9 protein-coding genes are annotated in these 18737 nt (G+C 72.4%); 4 read left to right on the forward strand and 5 right to left on the reverse strand.

Annotated features, from left to right (window positions below; genetic code table 11):
- The first annotated feature begins 38 nt into the window (after positions 1–38).
- From WHN02_RS16020 to WHN02_RS16035, 4 genes are read left to right on the forward strand one after another with little or no spacing between them, the layout of a single operon-like run.
- Entirely contained in the window at positions 39–9650 is a 9612-nt protein-coding gene (locus tag WHN02_RS16020) for an SDR family NAD(P)-dependent oxidoreductase (protein WP_434739546.1), read from the forward strand.
- A complete protein-coding gene (locus WHN02_RS16025; RefSeq protein ID WP_434739547.1) occupies positions 9647–10723 on the forward strand; it encodes a cytochrome P450 family protein in 1077 nt (358 codons plus the stop codon). The genes WHN02_RS16020 and WHN02_RS16025 overlap by 4 nt, the downstream gene beginning before the upstream one ends.
- Positions 10724–10733: 10 nt before the next feature.
- Complete coding sequence (locus WHN02_RS16030) at positions 10734–12005, forward strand: activator-dependent family glycosyltransferase (protein ID WP_434739548.1); 1272 nt, start codon at positions 10734–10736, stop codon at positions 12003–12005.
- On the forward strand, positions 12002–12967 hold the full coding sequence (locus WHN02_RS16035; RefSeq protein WP_434739549.1) for an aldo/keto reductase: 966 nt from the start codon (positions 12002–12004) through the stop codon (positions 12965–12967). Before WHN02_RS16030 ends, WHN02_RS16035 begins: the two co-directional genes overlap by 4 nt.
- 99 nt (positions 12968–13066) lie before the next feature.
- Here WHN02_RS16035 and WHN02_RS16040 read toward each other — a convergent pair whose 3' ends face one another.
- The 5 genes from WHN02_RS16040 to WHN02_RS16060 all read right to left on the reverse strand — a co-directional run bounded on the left by WHN02_RS16040 (position 13067) and on the right by WHN02_RS16060 (position 18689).
- The gene (locus WHN02_RS16040) at positions 13067–13810 is read right to left on the reverse strand and encodes a thioesterase II family protein (RefSeq protein WP_434739550.1); all 744 of its coding nucleotides are present in this window, start codon (positions 13808–13810) and stop codon (positions 13067–13069) included.
- A 7-nt stretch (positions 13811–13817) separates the two neighbouring features.
- Complete coding sequence (gene eryF, locus WHN02_RS16045) at positions 13818–15029, reverse strand: 6-deoxyerythronolide B hydroxylase (protein ID WP_434739551.1); 1212 nt, start codon at positions 15027–15029, stop codon at positions 13818–13820.
- Complete coding sequence (locus WHN02_RS16050) at positions 15026–16261, reverse strand: class I SAM-dependent methyltransferase (protein WP_434739552.1); 1236 nt, start codon at positions 16259–16261, stop codon at positions 15026–15028. The genes eryF and WHN02_RS16050 overlap by 4 nt, the downstream gene beginning before the upstream one ends.
- 383 nt (positions 16262–16644) lie before the next feature.
- On the reverse strand, positions 16645–17628 hold the full coding sequence (rfbB, locus tag WHN02_RS16055) for a dTDP-glucose 4,6-dehydratase (protein ID WP_434739553.1): 984 nt from the start codon (positions 17626–17628) through the stop codon (positions 16645–16647).
- On the reverse strand, positions 17625–18689 hold the full coding sequence (locus tag WHN02_RS16060; RefSeq protein WP_434739554.1) for a glucose-1-phosphate thymidylyltransferase: 1065 nt from the start codon (positions 18687–18689) through the stop codon (positions 17625–17627). Before WHN02_RS16060 ends, rfbB begins: the two co-directional genes overlap by 4 nt.
- Between the last annotated feature and the right edge of the window lie 48 nt (positions 18690–18737).

Below are 18737 nucleotides of genomic sequence, written 5' to 3' on the forward strand. Positions count from 1 at the left end.
CCACACCCGACGGCCGGGGTATCCACGGAAGGGATCCGATGAGCGAGAGCAGCGGCATGACCGAGGACCGCCTCCGGCGCTATCTCAAGCGCACCGTCGCCGAACTCGACTCGGTGACCGGTCGGCTCGACGAGGTCGAGTACCGGGCCCGCGAACCGATCGCCGTCGTCGGCATGGCCTGCCGGTTCCCCGGGGGCGTGGACTCGCCGGAGGCGTTCTGGGAGTTCATCCGCGACGGTGGTGACGCGATCGCCGAGGCGCCCACCGACCGTGGCTGGCCGCCGGCACCGCAGCCCCGCCTCGGTGGTCTCCTCGCGGAGCCGGGCGCGTTCGACGCCGCCTTCTTCGGCATCTCACCCCGCGAGGCGCTGGCGACGGACCCCCAGCAGCGCCTGATGCTGGAGATCTCCTGGGAGGCGTTGGAGCGTGCGGGTTTCGACCCGTCGAGCCTGCGCGGCACTGCCGGTGGCGTCTTCACCGGTGTCGGCGCGGTGGACTACGGACCCAGGCCGGACGAGGCACCCGAGGAGGTGCTCGGCTACGTCGGCATCGGCACCGCCTCCAGCGTCGCCTCCGGACGGGTGGCGTACACCCTGGGATTGGAGGGGCCGGCCGTCACCGTCGACACCGCCTGTTCCTCCGGGCTCACCGCAGTGCACCTGGCCATGGAGTCGCTGCGCCGCGACGAGTGCACAGTGGTCCTCGCGGGTGGGGTCACCGTGATGAGCAGCCCGGGCGCGTTCACCGAGTTCCGCAGCCAGGGCGGGTTGGCCGAGGACGGCCGCTGCAAACCGTTCTCCCGGGCCGCCGACGGGTTCGGGCTCGCCGAGGGGGCCGGGGTCCTGGTGCTCCAGCGGCTGTCGGTCGCCCGGGCCGAGGGCCGGCCGGTGCTGGCCGTACTGCGCGCCTCGGCGATCAACCAGGACGGGGCCAGCAACGGGCTCACCGCGCCGAGCGGCCCGGCGCAGCAGCGGGTGATCAGGCAGGCGTTGGAACGGGCGCGGCTGCGTCCCGCCGAGGTGGACTACGTGGAGGCCCACGGGACCGGCACCCGACTGGGCGATCCGATCGAGGCGCACGCCCTGCTCGACACGTACGGGTCCGACCGGGAACCCGGCCGCCCGCTCTGGGTCGGCTCGGTGAAGTCGAACATCGGTCACACCCAGGCGGCGGCGGGGGTGGCCGGGGTGATGAAGACGGTGCTGGCGCTGCGCCATCGGGAGATCCCGGCGACGCTGCACTTCGACGAGCCCTCGCCGCACGTCGACTGGGACCGGGGCGCGGTGTCGGTGGTGTCCGAGACCCGGCCCTGGCCGGTGGGGGAGCGCCTGCGCCGGGCGGGGGTGTCCTCGTTCGGGATCAGCGGCACCAACGCGCACGTCATCGTCGAGGAGGCGCCGAACCCGCAGGCGACCGACCCGGACCCGGCCGCCGCCGACCCGACCCCGGAGACGACCCCCGGCACGGCGACCGGAACGGATGCCGCCCCCGTCGCCGGGTCGGATGCGGTAGCGCTGGTGTTCTCCGCGCGCGACGAGCGGGCCCTGCGTGCCCAGGCGGCCCGGCTCGCCGACCGTCTCTCCGACGACCCGGCCCCCTCGTTGCGCGACACCGCCTTCACCCTGGTCACCCGCCGTGCCACCTGGGAGCATCGGGCGGTCGTCGTCGCCGGGGGCGAGGAGGCCGTCACCGGCCTGCGGGCGGTCGCCGAGGGACGCCCCGTCGACGGGGCCGTCAGCGGGCGGGCCCGCGCCGGCCGCCGGGTGGTGCTGGTCTTCCCCGGGCAGGGCGCACAGTGGCAGGGCATGGCCCGGGACCTGCTGCGGCAGTCGCCGACCTTCGCCGAGTCGATCGACGCCTGCGAGCGGGCGCTCGCCCCGCACGTGGACTGGTCGCTGCGCGAGGTGCTCGACGGCGAGCAGCCGTTGGACCGCGTCAACGTGGTGCAGCCGGTGCTGTTCGCGGTGATGGTGTCGTTGGCGCGGTTGTGGCAGTCGTACGGGGTGACTCCTGGTGCGGTGGTGGGTCACTCGCAGGGTGAGATCGCCGCCGCGCACGTGGCTGGTGCGTTGTCGTTGGCCGACGCCGCCAGGGTGGTGGCGTTGCGCAGCCGGGTGCTGCGGCGGCTCGGTGGTCACGGCGGGATGGCGTCGTTCGGGCTCCACCCCGACCAGGCCGCCGAGCGGATCGCCCGCTTCGCGGGTGCGCTGACGGTCGCCTCGGTCAACGGTCCCCGTTCGGTGGTGCTGGCCGGGGAGAACGGCCCGTTGGACGAGCTGATCGCCGAGTGCGGGGCCGAGGGCGTGACCGCCCGTCGGATCCCCGTCGACTACGCCTCGCACTCCCCGCAGGTGGAGTCGTTGCGCGAGGAGCTACTGGCCGCACTGGCCGGGGTCCGTCCGGTGCCGGCCGGGACCCCCCTGTACTCGACCCTGACCGGTCAGGTCATCGACACGGCGACGATGGACGCCGACTACTGGTTCGCCAACCTCCGGGAGCCGGTCCGCTTCCAGGACGCCACCCGGCAGCTCGCCGAGGCGGGGTTCGACACCTTCGTCGAGGTCAGCCCGCACCCGGTGTTGACCGTCGGTGTCGAGGCCACCCTCGAAGAGGTGCTGCCCGCCGACGCGGATCCGTGCGTCACAGGCACCCTGCGCCGCGAACGCGGCGGTCTCGCGCAGTTCCACACCGCGCTCGCCGAGGCGTACACCCGGGGGGTGGAGGTCGACTGGCGTCCCGCGGTGGGTGAGGGACGCCCGGTCGACCTGCCGGTCTACCCGTTCCAACGACAGAAATTCTGGCTCCCGGTCCCCCTGGGCCGGGTCCCCGACACCGGCGACGAGTGGCGCTACCAGCTCGCCTGGCGCCCCGTCGACCTCGGGCGGTCCTCCCTGGCCGGACGGGTCCTGGTGGTGACCGCAGCGGCGGTACCACCGGCCTGGACGGACGTGGTCCGCGACGGCCTGGAGCAGCGCGGCGCCACCGTCGTGGTGTGCACCGCGCAGTCACGCGACCGGATCGGTGCCGCTCTCGACGCCGTCGGCGGCAGCGCCCTGTCCACTGTCGTGTCCCTGCTCGCGCTCGCCGAGGGCGGTGCTGTCGACGACCCCAGCCTGGACACCCTCGCGCTGGTCCAGGCGCTCGGCGCGGCCGGGATCGACGTCCCCCTGTGGTCGGTGACCCGGGGCGCCGTGGCCGTGACCGCCGCCGACGACGTCGACCCGGCCCAGGCCATGGTCGGTGGACTCGGCCGGGTGGTGGGCGTGGAGTCTCCCGCCCGGTGGGGCGGCCTGGTGGACCTGCGCGACGTCGACGCCGACTCGGCCCGGTCGTTGGCCGCCGTGCTGGCCGACCCGCGCGGCGAGGAGCAGTTCGCGATCCGACCCGACGGGGTCACTGTCGCCCGGCTCGTCCCGGCACCGGTCCCTGCGGCGCGCACCCGGTGGACGCCGCGCGGGACCGTCCTGGTCACCGGCGGCACCGGCGGCATCGGCGCGCACCTGGCCCGGTGGCTCGCCGGTGCGGGCGCCGAGCACCTGGTGCTGCTCAACAGGCGGGGAGCGGAGGCGGCCGGCGCCGCCGACCTGCGGGACGAACTGGTCGCGCTCGGGACGGGAGTCACCATCGCGGCCTGCGACGTCGCCGACCACGACCGGCTGGCGGCCGTCCTCGACGCCGAACGGGCGCAGGGACGGGTGGTCACGGCGGTGTTCCACGCCGCCGGGATCTCCCGGTCCACCCCGGTGCAGGAGCTGACCGAGAGCGAGTTCACCGAGATCACCGACGCGAAGGTACGGGGTACGGCGAACCTGGCCGAACTCTGTCCCGAGCTGGACGCCCTCGTGCTGTTCTCCTCGAACGCGGCGGTGTGGGGCAGCCCTGGGTTGGCCTCCTACGCGGCGGGCAACGCCTTCCTCGACGCCTTCGCCCGTCGTGGTCGGCGTGACGGGGTGCCGGTCACCTCGATCGCCTGGGGTCTGTGGGCCGGGCAGAACATGGCCGGTACCGACGGCGGCGACTACCTGCGCAGCCAGGGCCTGCGCGCCATGGACCCGCAGCGGGCGATCGAGGAGCTGTGGACCACCCTGGACTCCGGGGACCCGTGGGTGTCGGTGGTGGACCTGGACCGGGAGCGGTTCGTCGAACTGTTCACCGCCGCCCGCCGTCGGCCCCTCTTCGACGAACTCGGTGGCGTCCGCGTCGAGACCGAGCAGACCGATCAGGGGTCGGATCTCGCCCGACGGTTGGCGTCGATGCCGGAGGCCGAACGCCACGAGCACGTCGCCCGGCTGGTCCGGGCCGAGGTGGCAGCGGTGCTGGGCCACGGCACGCCGACGGCGATCGAGCGTGACGTCGCCTTCCGTGACCTGGGGTTCGACTCCATGACCGCCGTCGACCTGCGGAACCGGCTCGCGGCGGTGACCGGGGTCCGGGTGGCCACGACCATCGTCTTCGACCACCCGACGGTGGACCGGCTCACCGCGCACTACCTGGAACGACTCGTCGGTGAGCCGGAGACGACGACCCCGGCTGCGGCGGTCGTCCCGCAGGCGCCCGGCGAGGCCGACGAGCCGATCGCGATCGTCGGGATGGCCTGCCGCCTCGCCGGTGGGGTGCGTACCCCCGACCAGCTGTGGGACTTCATCGTCGCCGACGGCGACGCGGTCACGGAGATGCCGTCGGACCGGTCCTGGGACCTCGACGCGCTGTTCGACCCGGACCCCGAGCGGCACGGCACCAGCTACTCCCGGCACGGCGCGTTCCTGGACGGGGCTGCCGACTTCGACGCGGCGTTCTTCGGGATCTCGCCGCGTGAGGCGTTGGCAATGGATCCGCAGCAGCGGCAGGTCCTGGAGACGACGTGGGAGCTGTTCGAGAACGCCGGCATCGACCCGCACTCCCTGCGCGGTACGGACACCGGCGTCTTCCTCGGCGCGGCGTACCAGGGTTACGGCCAGAACGCGCAGGTGCCGAAGGAGAGCGAGGGGTACCTGCTCACCGGCGGCTCCTCGGCGGTGGTCTCCGGCCGTGTCGCGTACGTGTTGGGGTTGGAGGGGCCGGCGATCACTGTGGACACGGCGTGTTCGTCGTCGTTGGTGGCGTTGCATGTGGCGGCGGGTTCGTTGCGGTCGGGTGACTGTGGTCTGGCGGTGGCCGGTGGGGTGTCGGTGATGGCCGGTCCCGAGGTGTTCACCGAGTTCTCCCGGCAGGGCGCACTGGCCCCCGACGGCCGGTGCAAGCCCTTCTCGGACGAGGCCGACGGGTTCGGATTCGCCGAGGGCGTCGCTGTGGTGCTCCTGCAGCGGTTGTCGGTGGCGGTGCGGGAGGGGCGTCGGGTGTTGGGTGTGGTGGTGGGTTCGGCGGTGAATCAGGATGGGGCGAGTAACGGGTTGGCGGCGCCGTCGGGTGTGGCGCAGCAGCGGGTGATTCGGCGGGCGTGGGGTCGTGCGGGTGTGTCGGGTGGGGATGTGGGTGTGGTGGAGGCGCATGGGACGGGGACGCGGTTGGGGGATCCGGTGGAGTTGGGGGCGTTGTTGGGGACGTATGGGGTGGGTCGGGGTGGGGTGGGTCCGGTGGTGGTGGGTTCGGTGAAGGCGAATGTGGGTCATGTGCAGGCGGCGGCGGGTGTGGTGGGTGTGATCAAGGTGGTGTTGGGGTTGGGTCGGGGGTTGGTGGGTCCGATGGTGTGTCGGGGTGGGTTGTCGGGGTTGGTGGATTGGTCGTCGGGTGGGTTGGTGGTGGCGGATGGGGTGCGGGGGTGGCCGGTGGGTGTGGATGGGGTGCGTCGGGGTGGGGTGTCGGCGTTCGGGGTGTCGGGGACGAATGCTCATGTGGTGGTGGCGGAGGCTCCCCTGCCGGTGGTGGAGGCGGTGTCTTCGTCGGGGTCGGTGGAAGGGTTGTTGGGGGCGGCGGGTGGTGTGGTGCCGGTGGTGCTGTCGGCGAAGACCGAGACCGCACTGACCGAGCTCGCCCGACGACTGCACGACGCCGTCGACGACACCGTCGCCCTCCCGGCGGTCGCCGCCACCCTCGCCACCGGACGCGCCCACCTGCCCTACCGGGCCGCCCTGCTCGCCGACGACCACGACGAACTGCGCGACCGGCTGCGGGCCTTCACCACCGGTTCGGCGGCTCCCGGTGTGGTGTCGGGGGTGGCGTCGGGTGGTGGTGTGGTGTTCGTCTTTCCTGGTCAGGGTGGTCAGTGGGTGGGGATGGCGCGGGGGTTGTTGTCGGTTCCGGTGTTCGTGGAGTCGGTGGTGGAGTGTGATGCGGTGGTGTCGTCGGTGGTGGGGTTCTCGGTGTTGGGGGTGTTGGAGGGTCGATCGGGTGCGCCGTCGTTGGATCGGGTGGATGTGGTGCAGCCGGTGTTGTTCGTGGTGATGGTGTCGTTGGCGCGGTTGTGGCGGTCGTGTGGGGTGGTTCCGGCTGCGGTGGTGGGTCATTCGCAGGGGGAGATCGCGGCGGCGGTGGTGGCGGGGGTGTTGTCGGTGGGTGATGGTGCGCGGGTGGTGGCGTTGCGGGCGCGGGCGTTGCGGGCGTTGGCCGGCCACGGCGGCATGGTCTCCCTCGCGGTCTCCGCCGAACGCGCCCGGGAGCTGATCGCACCCTGGTCCGACCTGATCTCGGTGGCGGCGGTCAACTCCCCGACCTCGGTGGTGGTCTCGGGCGACCCGCAGGCCCTCGCCGCCCTGGTCGCCCACTGCGCCGAGACCGGCGAGCGGGCCAAGACGCTGCCTGTGGACTACGCCTCGCACTCCGCCCACGTCGAACAGATCCGCGACACGATCCTCACCGACCTGGCCGACGTCACAGCGCGGCGACCCGACGTCGCGCTCTACTCCACCGTGCACGGCACCCGGGGCGCCGGAACGGACATGGACGCCCGGTACTGGTACGACAACCTGCGCTCGCCGGTGCGCTTCGACGAGGCCGTCGAGGCCGCCGTCGCCGACGGCTACCGGGTCTTCGTCGAGATGAGCCCGCACCCGGTCCTCACCGCCGCGGTGCAGGAGATCGACGACGAGACGGTGGCCGTCGGCTCGCTGCACCGGGACACCGGCGAGCGGCACCTGCTCGCCGAACTCGCCCGGGCCCACGTGCACGGCGTGCCCGTGGACTGGCGGGCGATCCTCCCCGCCACCCACCCGGTGCCCCTGCCGAACTACCCGTTCGAGGCGACCCGGTACTGGCTCGCCCCGACGGCGGCCGACCAGGTCGCCGACCACCGCTACCGGGTCGACTGGCGACCCCTGGCCACCACCCCGGTGGAGCTGTCCGGCGGCTACCTCGTCTTCGGCGACGCCCCGGAGACCCTCGGCCACAGCGTCGAGAAGGCCGGGGGTCTCCTCGTCCCGGTCGCCGCCCCCGACCGGGAGTCCCTCGCGGTCGCCCTGGACGAGGCGGCCGGACGACTCGCCGGTGTGCTCTCCTTCGCCGCCGACACCGCCACCCACCTGGCCCGGCACCAGCTCCTCGGCGAGGCCGACGTCGAGGCCCCACTCTGGCTGGTCACCACCGGCGGCGTCGCGCTCGACGACCACGACCCGATCGACTGCGACCAGGCGATGGTGTGGGGGATCGGACGGGTCATGGGACTGGAGACCCCGCACCGGTGGGGCGGCCTGGTGGACGTCACCGCCGAACCCACCGCCGAGGACGGGGTGGTCTTCGCCGCGCTCCTGGCCGCCGACGACCACGAGGACCAGGTGGCGCTGCGCGACGGCATCCGTCACGGTCGGCGACTCGTCCGCGCCCCGCTGACCACCCGGAACGCCCGGTGGGCACCGGCCGGCACCGCGCTCGTCACCGGCGGTACGGGAGCCCTCGGCGGCCACGTCGCCCGGTACCTGGCCCGGTCCGGGGTGACCGATCTCGTCCTGCTCAGCAGGAGCGGCCCCGACGCACCGGGCGCCGCCGAGCTGACCGCCGAACTGGCCGACCTCGGGGCCGAGCCGAGAATCGAGGCGTGCGACGTCACCGACGAGCCACGCCTGCGCGCCCTGGTGCAGCAGCTACGGGAGCAGGACCGGCCGGTCCGGATCGTCGTCCACACCGCCGGGGTGCCCGACTCCCGCCCCCTCGACCGGATCGACGAACTGGAGTCGGTCGGCGCCGCGAAGGTGACCGGGGCGCGGCTGCTCGACGAGCTCTGCCCGGAGGCCGAGACCTTCGTCCTGTTCTCCTCGGGGGCGGGCGTGTGGGGCAGCGCGAACCTGGGCGCGTACGCGGCCGCCAACGCCTACCTGGACGCGCTGGCCCACCGCCGCCGTCAGGCTGGTCGGGCCGCGACGTCCGTCGCCTGGGGGGCGTGGGCCGGCGACGGGATGGCCACCGGCGACCTCGACGGGCTGACCCGGCGCGGTCTGCGGGCGATGGCACCGGACCGGGCGCTGCGCGCCCTGCACCAGGCGTTGGACAACGACGACACCTGTGTGTCGGTCGCCGACGTCGACTGGGACCGTTTCGCCGTGGGTTTCACCGCCGCCCGGCCCAGACCCCTGATCGACGAGCTCGTCACCGCCGTGCCGGTGGCCGCTCCCACCGCTGCGGCGGCCCCGGTACCGGCGATGACCGCCGACCGACTGCTCCAGTTCACCCGCTCGCACGTGGCCGCGATCCTCGGTCACCCCGACCCGGACGCGGTGGGGTTGGACCAGCCCTTCACCGAGCTGGGCTTCGACTCGCTCACCGCCGTCGGCCTGCGCAACCAGCTCCAGCAGGCCACCGGGCGGACGCTGCCCGCCGCCCTGGTGTTCCAGCACCCCACGGTACGCAGACTCGCCGACCACCTCGCGCAGCAGCTCGACGTCGGCACCGCCCCGGTCGAGGCGACGGGCGGCGTCCTGCGGGACGGCTACCGGCGGGCCGGGCAGACCGGTGACGTCCGGTCCTACCTGGACCTCCTGGCGAACCTGTCGGACTTCCGGGAGCGGTTCACCGACGCGGCGAGCCTGGGCGGACCGCTGGAACTCGTCGACCTGGCCGACGGATCCGGCCCGGTCACGGTGATCTGTTGCGCGGGCACGGCGGCGCTCTCCGGGCCGCACGAGTTCGCCCGACTCGCCTCGGCGCTGCGCGGCACCGCGTCGGTACGCGCCCTCGCCCAACCCGGGTACGAGGCGGGTGAACCGGTGCCGGCGTCGATGGAGGCCGTGCTCGGGGTGCAGGCGGACGCGGTCCTCGCGGCACAGGGTGACACGCCGTTCGTGCTGGTCGGACACTCGGCGGGGGCACTGATGGCGTACGCCCTGGCGACCGAGTTGGCCGACCGGGGCCACCCGCCACGTGGCGTCGTGCTCCTCGACGTGTACCCACCCGGTCACCAGGAGGCGGTGCACGCCTGGCTCGGCGAGCTGACCGCCGCCCTGTTCGACCACGAGACCGTACGGATGGACGACACCCGGCTCACGGCCCTGGGGGCGTACGACCGGCTGACCGGCAGGTGGCGTCCGAGGGACACCGGTCTGCCCACGCTGGTGGTGGCCGCCAGCGAGCCGATGGGGGACTGGCCGGACGACGGTTGGCAGTCCACGTGGCCGTTCGGGCACGACAGGGTCACGGTGCCCGGTGACCACTTCTCGATGGTGCAGGACCACGCCGACGCGATCGCGCGGCACATCGACGCCTGGTTGAGCGGGGAGAGGGCATGAACACGACCGATCGCGCCGTGCTGGGCCGACGACTCCAGATGATCCGGGGACTGTACTGGGGTTACGGCAGCAACGGCGATCCGTACCCGATGCTGTTGTGCGGGCACGACGACGACCCGCACCGCTGGTACCGGGGGCTGGGCGGATCCGGGGTCCGGCGCAGCCGTACCGAGACGTGGGTGGTGACCGACCACGCCACCGCCGCGCGGGTACTCGACGATCCGACGTTCACCCGGGCCACCGGCCGGACGCCGGAGTGGATGCGGGCCGCAGGCGCTCCGGCCTCGACCTGGGCGCAGCCGTTCCGTGACGTGCACGCCGCGTCCTGGGACGCCGAACTGCCCGACCCGCAGGAGGTCGCGGACCGGATGACGGGTGTCCTGCCGGCCCCGGGGACCCGCCTGGACCTGGTCCGCGACCTCGCCTGGCCGTTGGCGTCGCGGGGGGTCGGCGCGGACGACTCCGACGTGCTCCGCGCCGCCTGGGACGCCCGGGTCGGCCTCGACGCCCAGCTCACCCCGCAGCCCCTGGCGGTGACCGAGGCGGCGATCGCCGCAGTGCCCGAGGACCCGCACCGGCGGGCGCTGTTCACCGCCGTCGAGATGACAGCCACCGCCTTCGTCGACGCGGTGCTGGCTGTCACCGCCACGGCGGGGGCCGCCCAGCGTCTCGCCGACGACCCCGACGTCGCCGCCCGTCTCGTCGCGGAGGTGCTGCGCCTGCATCCGACGGCGCACCTGGAACGGCGTACCGCCGGCACCGAGACGGTGGTGGGCGAGCACACCGTCGGGGCCGGGGACGAGGTCGTGGTGGTGGTCGCCGCCGCCAACCGTGACCCGGGGGTCTTCGCCGACCCGGACCGCCTCGACCCGGACCGGGCCGACGCCGACCGGGCCCTGTCCGCCCAGCGCGGTCACCCCGGCCGGTTGGAGGAGCTGGTGGTGGTCCTGACCACCGCCGCACTGCGCAGCGTCGCCAAGGCGCTGCCCGGCCTCACCGCCGGTGGCCCGGTGGTCAGACGACGTCGTTCACCAGTCCTGCGAGCCACCGCCCACTGCCCGGTCGAACTCTGAGGTGCCTACGATGCGCGTCGTCTTCTCCTCCATGGCCAGCAAGAGCCACCTGTTCGGTCTCGTGCCCCTCGCCTGGGCCTTCCGCGCGGCGGGCCACGAGGTCCGGGTCGTCGCCTCACCCGCTCTCACCGACGACATCACGGCGGCCGGGCTGACAGCCGTACCGGTCGGCACCGACGTCGACCTCGTCGACTTCATGACCCACGCCGGGTACGACATCATCGACTACGTCCGCAGCCTGGACTTCAGCGAGCGGGACCCGGCCACCTCCACCTGGGACCACCTGCTCGGCATGCAGACCGTCCTCACCCCGACCTTCTACGCCCTGATGAGCCCGGACTCGCTGGTCGAGGGCATGATCTCCTTCTGCCGGTCGTGGCGACCCGACCTGGTCGTCTGGGAGCCGCAGACCTTCGCCGCGTCGATCGCGGCGACGGTGACCGGGGTGGCCCACGCCCGGCTCCTGTGGGGGCCGGACATCACGGTCCGGGCCCGGCAGAACTTCCTCGGGTTGCTGCCCGGACAGCCCGCCGCCCACCGGGAGGACCCCCTCGCCGAGTGGCTCACCTGGTCGGTGGAGAGGTTCGGCGGCCGGGTGCCGCAGGACGTCGAGGAGCTGGTGGTCGGGCAGTGGACGATCGACCCCGCCCCGGTCGGGATGCGCCTCGACACCGGGCTGAAGACGGTGGGCATGCGCTACGTCGACTACAACGGCCCGTCGGTGGTGCCGGACTGGCTGCACGACGAGCCGACCCGCCGGCGGGTCTGCCTCACGCTGGGCATCTCCAGCCGGGAGAACAGCATCGGGCAGGTCTCCGTCGACGACCTGCTGGGTGCACTCGGTGACGTCGACGCCGAGATCATCGCGACGGTGGACGAGCAGCAGCTCGAAGGCGTCGCCCACGTCCCGGACAACATCCGTACGGTCGGGTTCGTCCCGATGCACGCGCTGTTGCCGACCTGCGCGGCGACGGTGCACCACGGCGGACCCGGCAGCTGGCACACCGCCGCCATCCACGGCGTGCCGCAGGTGATCCTGCCGGACGGCTGGGACACCGGGGTCCGCGCCCAGCGGACCCAGGACCAGGGGGCGGGCATCGCCCTGCCGGTGCCCGACCTGACCTCCGACCAGCTCCGCGAGGCGGTGCGGCGGGTCCTGGACGACCCCGCCTTCACCGCCGGGGCGGCGCGGATGCGGGCCGACATGCTCGCCGAACCGTCCCCCGCCGAGGTCGTCGACGTCTGTGCGGGGCTGGTCGGGGAACGGACCGCCGTCGGATGAGCACCGACGCCACCCACGTCCGGCTCGGCCGGTGCGCCCTGCTCACCAGCCGGCTCTGGCTGGGTACGGCGGCCCTCGCCGGCCAGGACGACGCCGACGCGGCACGCCTGCTCGACCACGCCCGTGCCCGGGGCGTCAACTGCCTCGACACCGCCGCCGACTGTGCGCCGGACCGTGTCCAGGTCGCCGAGGAGTCGGTCGGCCGGTGGTTGGCCGGGGACGCCGGCCGGCGGGAGGAGACCGTCCTGTCGGTGACAGTGGATGTCCCGCCGGGCGGACAGGTCGGCGGGGGTGACCTCTCTGCCCGGCAGATCATCGCCTCCTGTGAGGGCTCCCTGCGGCGTCTCGGGGTCGACCACGTCGACGTCCTGCACCTGCCCCGGGAGGACCGGGTGGCGCCGTGGGACGAGATCTGGCAGGCGGTGGACGCCCTCGTGGCCGCCGGGAAGGTCTGTTACGTCGGGTCGTCGGGCTTCCCCGGGTGGCACATCGTCGCCGCCCAGGAGCACGCCGTCCGCCGTCACCGCCTCGGCCTGGTGTCCCACCAGTGCCGGTACGACCTGACGTCGCGCCATCCCGAACTGGAGGTCCTGCCCGCCGCGCAGGCGTACGGGCTCGGGGTCTTCGTCAGGCCGACCCGCCTCGGTGGTCTGCTCGACGGCGGGCCGGGCAGCACGGCCGGACGGGCGTCGGGGCAGCCGACGGCGCTGCGTTCGGCGGTCGAGGCGTACGAGGCGTTCTGCGGTGACCTCGGCGAGGACCCCGCCGACGTCGCCCTGGCGTGGGTGCTGTCCCGGCCCGGCGTGACGGGGGCGGTCGTCGGTGCGCGGACGTCCGGACGGCTCGACTCCGCGCTCGGCGCCTGCGGTATCGCCCTCGGCGCGACGGAACTCTCCGCCCTGGACGAGATCTTCCCCGGGGTCGCCTCCGCAGGGGCGGCCCCGGAGGCGTGGCTGCGGTGAGCGCCCGCCCCTGCGCGTCGGCACGACCACCCGCTGCGGTGAGCGCCCGCCCCCGACCCGGCCAGGCCCGTGTCGGTTCGGCGGGGACGGCCGCCCGGGTCAGCCGGTGGGGGTGAGACGCAGCAGGTCCCGGCGCACCGACTCGGCCACCTCACCGACGTGGTCGGCGAGGTAGAAGTGCCCGCCCGGGAAGGTCCGGGTACGGCCGGGGACGACCGAGTACGGCAGCCAGCGTTGGGCGTCCTCCACCGCCGTCAACGGGTCGGCGTCACCGCAGAGGGTGGTGATGCCGGCGCGCAGGGGCGGCCCGGCCTGCCAGGTGTAGGAGCGCAGCACCCGGTGGTCGGCCCGCAGCACCGGCAGCGACATGTCCAACAGCCCCTGGTCGGCCAACGCGGCCTCGCTGACCCCGAGCCTGCGCATCTGCTCGACGAGTCCGTCCTCGTCGGGCAGGTCGGTGCGCCGCTCGTGGACCCGGGGCGCGGTCTGCCCGGAGACGAACAACCGCAGGGGCCGTACCCCCGGACGAGCCTCCAGCCGCCGGGCGGTCTCGTAGGCGACCAGGGCACCCATGCTGTGACCGAACAGGGCGAACGGAACCTCGCCGACGAGGTCGCGCAGCACGGCCGCGACCTCGTCGGCGATCTCCCCGGCGGTGCCGAGAGCCCGCTCGTCGCGTCGGTCCTGGCGGCCCGGGTACTGCACCGCCCACACGTCGACCTCCGGGGCCAGCGCCCGGGCGAGGTCGAGGTACGAGTCGGCGGCGGCTCCCGCGTGCGGGAAGCAGTACAGCCGGGCCCGGTGTCCGTCGGCGGACCCGAACCGCCGTAACCAGGTGCTCATCGGTGTCTCATCCGTTCGGTCGCACCGGCAGGTGGTCGATGCCGCGCAGCAGGAGCGACCGTCGCCAGACTACCTCGTCGGCGGGGAAGCCCAGCGACAGCTTCGGGAAGCGGTCGAACAGGGCACCCAGGGCGACCTCCCCCTCCAGTTTGGCCAACGGGCGGCCCATGCAGTAGTGGATGCCGTGCCCGAAGGTGAGGTGCCCCCGGCTGTCCCTGGTGACGTCGAACCGGTCGGGGTCGGGGAACTGGCCCGGGTCGCGGTTGGCCGCCCCGTTGGCGATCAGGACGGTGCTGTACGCCGGGATCGTCACCCCGCCGATCTCCACCTCGGCGGTGGCGAACCGGGTGGTGGTCTCCGGTGGGGCCTGGTAGCGCAGGATCTCCTCCACCGCCCCGGGCAGCAGTGCCGGGTCCTTCCGGACCAGCGCGAGCTGGTCGGGGTGGGTCAGCAGGAGGTAGGTGCCGATGCCGATGAGGCTCACCGACGCCTCGAATCCCGCCAGCAGCAGCACCAGCGCGATGGAGGTGAGCTCGTCGCGGCTGAGCCGGTCGGCGTCGTCGTCCTGGACCCGGATCAGGGCCGAGAGCAGGTCGTTCCCGGGCTCGGTACGGCGGCGCTCGACCAGGTCGATGATGAAGGTGACGACCTCCTGGGCGGCCTCGCCGCGCTGGGCGGCGCGCTCGGGTTCCATGATGAGGATCTCCGAGCTCCACCGGCCGAAGTCGCCCCGGTCCTTCTCGTCCACCCCGAGCAGTTCGCAGATCACCTTGATGGGCAGGGGATGGGCGAACCGGTCGACGATGTCGACCTCGTCGACGTCGCCGATCTCGTCGAGCAGTTGCGCGGTGATCGCCTCGACGCGGGGGCGCATGGCCTCCACCCGGCGGGCGGTGAACTCCTGGGAGACCAGCTTGCGCAGCCGGGTGTGGGTGGGCGGGTCGCTGGTGCCCATGTTGTTGACGAAGTAGTGCCGTACGTCCTCGGGGAAGCCCAGGTAGGCGGGGAACTCCACCTCCACCCCCGGGTACTTCTTCTTCGGGTCGCTGCTCAACCGCAGGTCGCCCAGGGCGGTCCGGGCCTCCTCGTACCCGGTGATCAGCCAGGCGTCCTGGCCGAAGAAGCGCACCGGGGTCACCGGGGTCCGTTCGCGCAGCTCCGCGTAGGTCCGATACCAGTCGACGTGGAAGGCGTCGCTCTCCAGATCGGGCAGTTTCATGGCACCACTTCCAGGTGGGGGAGGGGGAAGACGAGCTTGCCGCCGTTGGCGAGGAACTCCTGTTCCCGTTCGAGGAAGCCGTCGCGGTAGATCCAGGGCAGGACGAGGAGCTGGTCGGGGCGGCGGGACTTCGCCTCCTCCTCCGACACGATCGGGATCCCGGTGCCGGGGGTGTACCGGCCGGACTTCTCCGGGCTGACCTCCCCGATGCAGGGCAGGTCGTCCTCGGTGAGTCCGCAGTACTGCAGGATCACGTTGCCCTTGGTCGAGGCGCCGTACCCCAGGGTCACCTTCCCGGCGGCACGCGACGTGGCGAGGAAGTCCAGGAGGTGGTCTCGCTGGCGCTCGGTGTTGCGGGCGAAGGCCTCGTAGGGTGCCAGGGTGTCGAGCCGGGCGGCGGTCTCCTGGTCCCGGATCTTCTGCAACGCCGGTTCGTTCACCCGGTGGTCGCTGGTCTGCCGGGCCAGTACGGCGCAGAGGCTTCCGCCGTACACGTCGGTGATCTCGGCGTCGATCACCTTCAGCCCGGTGCGCTGGGCCATCCACTCGATCTGCCGCAGGGCGTAGTACTCGAGGTGTTCGTGGCAGACGATGTCGTAGGCGCTGGCCTCCAGCATGGAGGGCAGGTAGCTCTGCTCCATCAGCCACAGGCCGTCGGGGGCGAGGATGTCGTGGACGTCGCGCATGAACTCCGTCGGCGCGGGCAGGTCGTAGAACATCGCGATGGAGGTGACGATCGCGGCGCGCCGGTCACCGTAGCGCTCGGTGAACGCCTCGGCGGAGAAGAAGCCGGCGACGAGGTCGGCCTCCGGTGGGTAGAGGTCGCGGAACTTCTCTCCCACCAGGTCGAACCCGACCAGCTTCGGCGGGTCGGGGAGGTAGCCCCGCAGCAGGGTGGAGTCGTTGCTGCCGATGTCGACGACGAGGTCGTCGGGGCCGACCTCGCGCATGCCACGCAGCTTGGCGACCTTGTCGTGCAGATGGTTGATCATGAAGGGGCGGATGCCGGACCGGTAGCCGTAGCCCTCGTTGTACATCAGTCCGAAGTCGGGCGTCTCGCGCAGCTGGACCAGTCCGCAGCCGGGCGGCGCGCAGGTCACCAGTTCCAGCGGAAACGTGGGGACGACGTCGTCTCGGCTGTGCGGGAAGACCCCGGTGAGGGCCTGTTCTCCCAGATGCAGTATTGATTCGAGATCTTCATTTCCGCAGATACGGCATCTCGTTTCGGGCATCGCCTGAGTGTAGCGATCCGAAAACTGATGATGATTGATGCGTGAGCCAGATCACACGGAATTCCTGGCCCGCGTTGCGGGTGCAGGAATGTGTCGGGCGGGCTGGGTCCGCCCGCATTCCGGGCAGCATCCACCGGCCCCTTAGGTGGGGTTGCGAACAGCTCTCCACCTGCGTAGATGCCTCCGCCACCCGACCTGCCGGGCCGAGGGTCGCCAGGTGGACGAGGGGTCGCTGGTCCACCGGAGGTGAGACGATGGCGATAGTCGGGCGACTATGTCGGTTACCTGTTGGATAAATGCGTCAGGGCGAAATCGGACGTTGGTCGAGAATGACGGTCACCGGCCGTCGATGGTCACGCCATTCGGCTGGCCGCACCGACCCGTCACACCATCGCCCGCGCGCGTAACGCCTCCCACCAGGGTCGGTTGTCGCGGTACCAACGGACGGTGTCGGCGAGCCCCGCACGGAAGTCGACCCGAGGGGTGTACCCCAACTCCCGTCGGGCCTTCGAGCAGTCGAGCGAGTAGCGCCGGTCGTGGCCCTTGCGGTCCGGGACGTGGCGTACCCGGTCCCAGTCGGCGTCGCAGGCGGTGAGCAGCAGCCCGGTCAGTTCCCGGTTGGACAGCTCGGTGCCCCCGCCGATGTGGTAGATCTCCCCGGCCCGGCCCCGCGTACGGGCCGCCTCGATCCCCTGGACGTGGTCGTCGACGTGCAGCCAGTCCCGCACGTTGCCACCGTCGCCGTAGAGCGGCACCGTCTCCCCGTCGAGAAGCCGGGTGATGAACAGGGGGATCAGCTTCTCGGGGAAGTGGTACGGCCCGTACGTGTTGGAGCCCCTGGTCACCCGGACGTCGAGGCCGTGCGTGTGGTGGTACGACAGGGCGACGAGATCACCACCCGCCTTCGACGCCGAGTACGGGGAACTGGGCTTGAGCGGGTGCGTCTCCGGCCACGAGCCGTGCGCGATGGAGCCGTACACCTCGTCGGTCGAGACGTGGACGAACGTCTCGACGCCGTGCTGGTGGGCCGCCTCGATCAGGGTCTGGGTGCCGAGCACGTTGGTACGGACGAACGCCGCCCCACCGTCGATCGACCGGTCGACGTGTGACTCGGCGGCGAAGTGGACCACCTGGTCGTGCTCGCGGGTCAGCGCGGCCACCGTCGCGGCGTCGCAGATGTCACCCTGGACGAACGTGTACCTCGGGTGGTCGCGCAGGCCCGCCAGGTTCTCCGGGTTACCGGCGTAGGTGAGGGCGTCCAGGACCGTGACCCGTACGTCGGCCGGCCCGTCCGGGCCGAGCAGGGTACGGACGTAGTGCGAACCGATGAATCCGGCGCCGCCGGTGACCAGGAGTCGAGTCGTCATGATGAGATCTGCACCTTGCTGTGATCGCCGAGCACGAACCGGTGGGCGGCGGGGTTGCGCGGCGCCGGGGTGACCTCCACGCCGCGTCCGATCAGTGACGCCTCGACCCGGCGGACGCCGGTGAGTGCCGAGTCCCGCAACACGATCGAGTACTCGATCTCGGTGTCCTCGATCCGGCAGCACTCGCCGATCGCGGTGAACGGTCCGACGTAGGAGTCGACGACCTCCGTCGAGGCGCCGATGACCGCCGGGCCGACGATACGGCTTCCGCTGATCCGCGCGCCGCGATCGATCCGTACCCGGCCGATGATCTCGCTGGTGGCGTCGACCGTACCGGCCACCCGGGTCTCGATGGTCTCCAGCACGGAACGGTTCACCTCCAGCATGTCGGTCACGTTGCCGGTGTCCTTCCAGTATCCGGAGATGATCGTCGACCGGACGTCGCACTCGCGGTCGATGAGCCACTGGATGGCGTGGGTGATCTCCAGTTCCCCCCGCTCGGACGGGGTGATGACCCGTACCGCCTCGTGGACCACCGGCGTGAACAGGTAGACCCCGACCAGGGCGAGGTCGCTCTTGGCATGCTGTGGCTTCTCCTCCAGGCTGACCACCCGGCCGTCGACGAGTTCGGCGACCCCGAAGTGCCGGGGGTCCGCCACGTGGGTCAGCAGGATGTGCGCGTCGGGGCGGGCCTGCCGGAAGTCGTCGACCAGGTCGCGGATCCCGCCGACGATGAAGTTGTCGCCCAGGTACATGACGAAGTCGTCGTCACCGAGGTAGTCGCGGGCGATCAGGACGGCGTGGGCGAGGCCCAGCGGTGCGTGCTGGCGGATGTAGGTCACGGAGATACCGAACTGCGAGCCGTCCCCCACGGCTGCCATGATCTCGTCGGCGGTGTCGCCCACGATGATGCCGACGTCGCGGATGCCCGACTCGGCGATGGCCTCCAGCCCGTAGAAGAGCACCGGCTTGTTGGCCACCGGCACCAACTGCTTGGCGGAGGTGTGCGTGATGGGTCGTAGGCGGGTACCCGCTCCGCCCGACAGGACAAGCGCCTTCATGTGACCCCCCGGGGCACCAGAGATGAGCCGTCCACCGTCGGATCCAGG

Source organism: Micromonospora sp. SH-82 (genome assembly GCF_051132485.1).
Taxonomy (GTDB): domain Bacteria; phylum Actinomycetota; class Actinomycetes; order Mycobacteriales; family Micromonosporaceae; genus Micromonospora.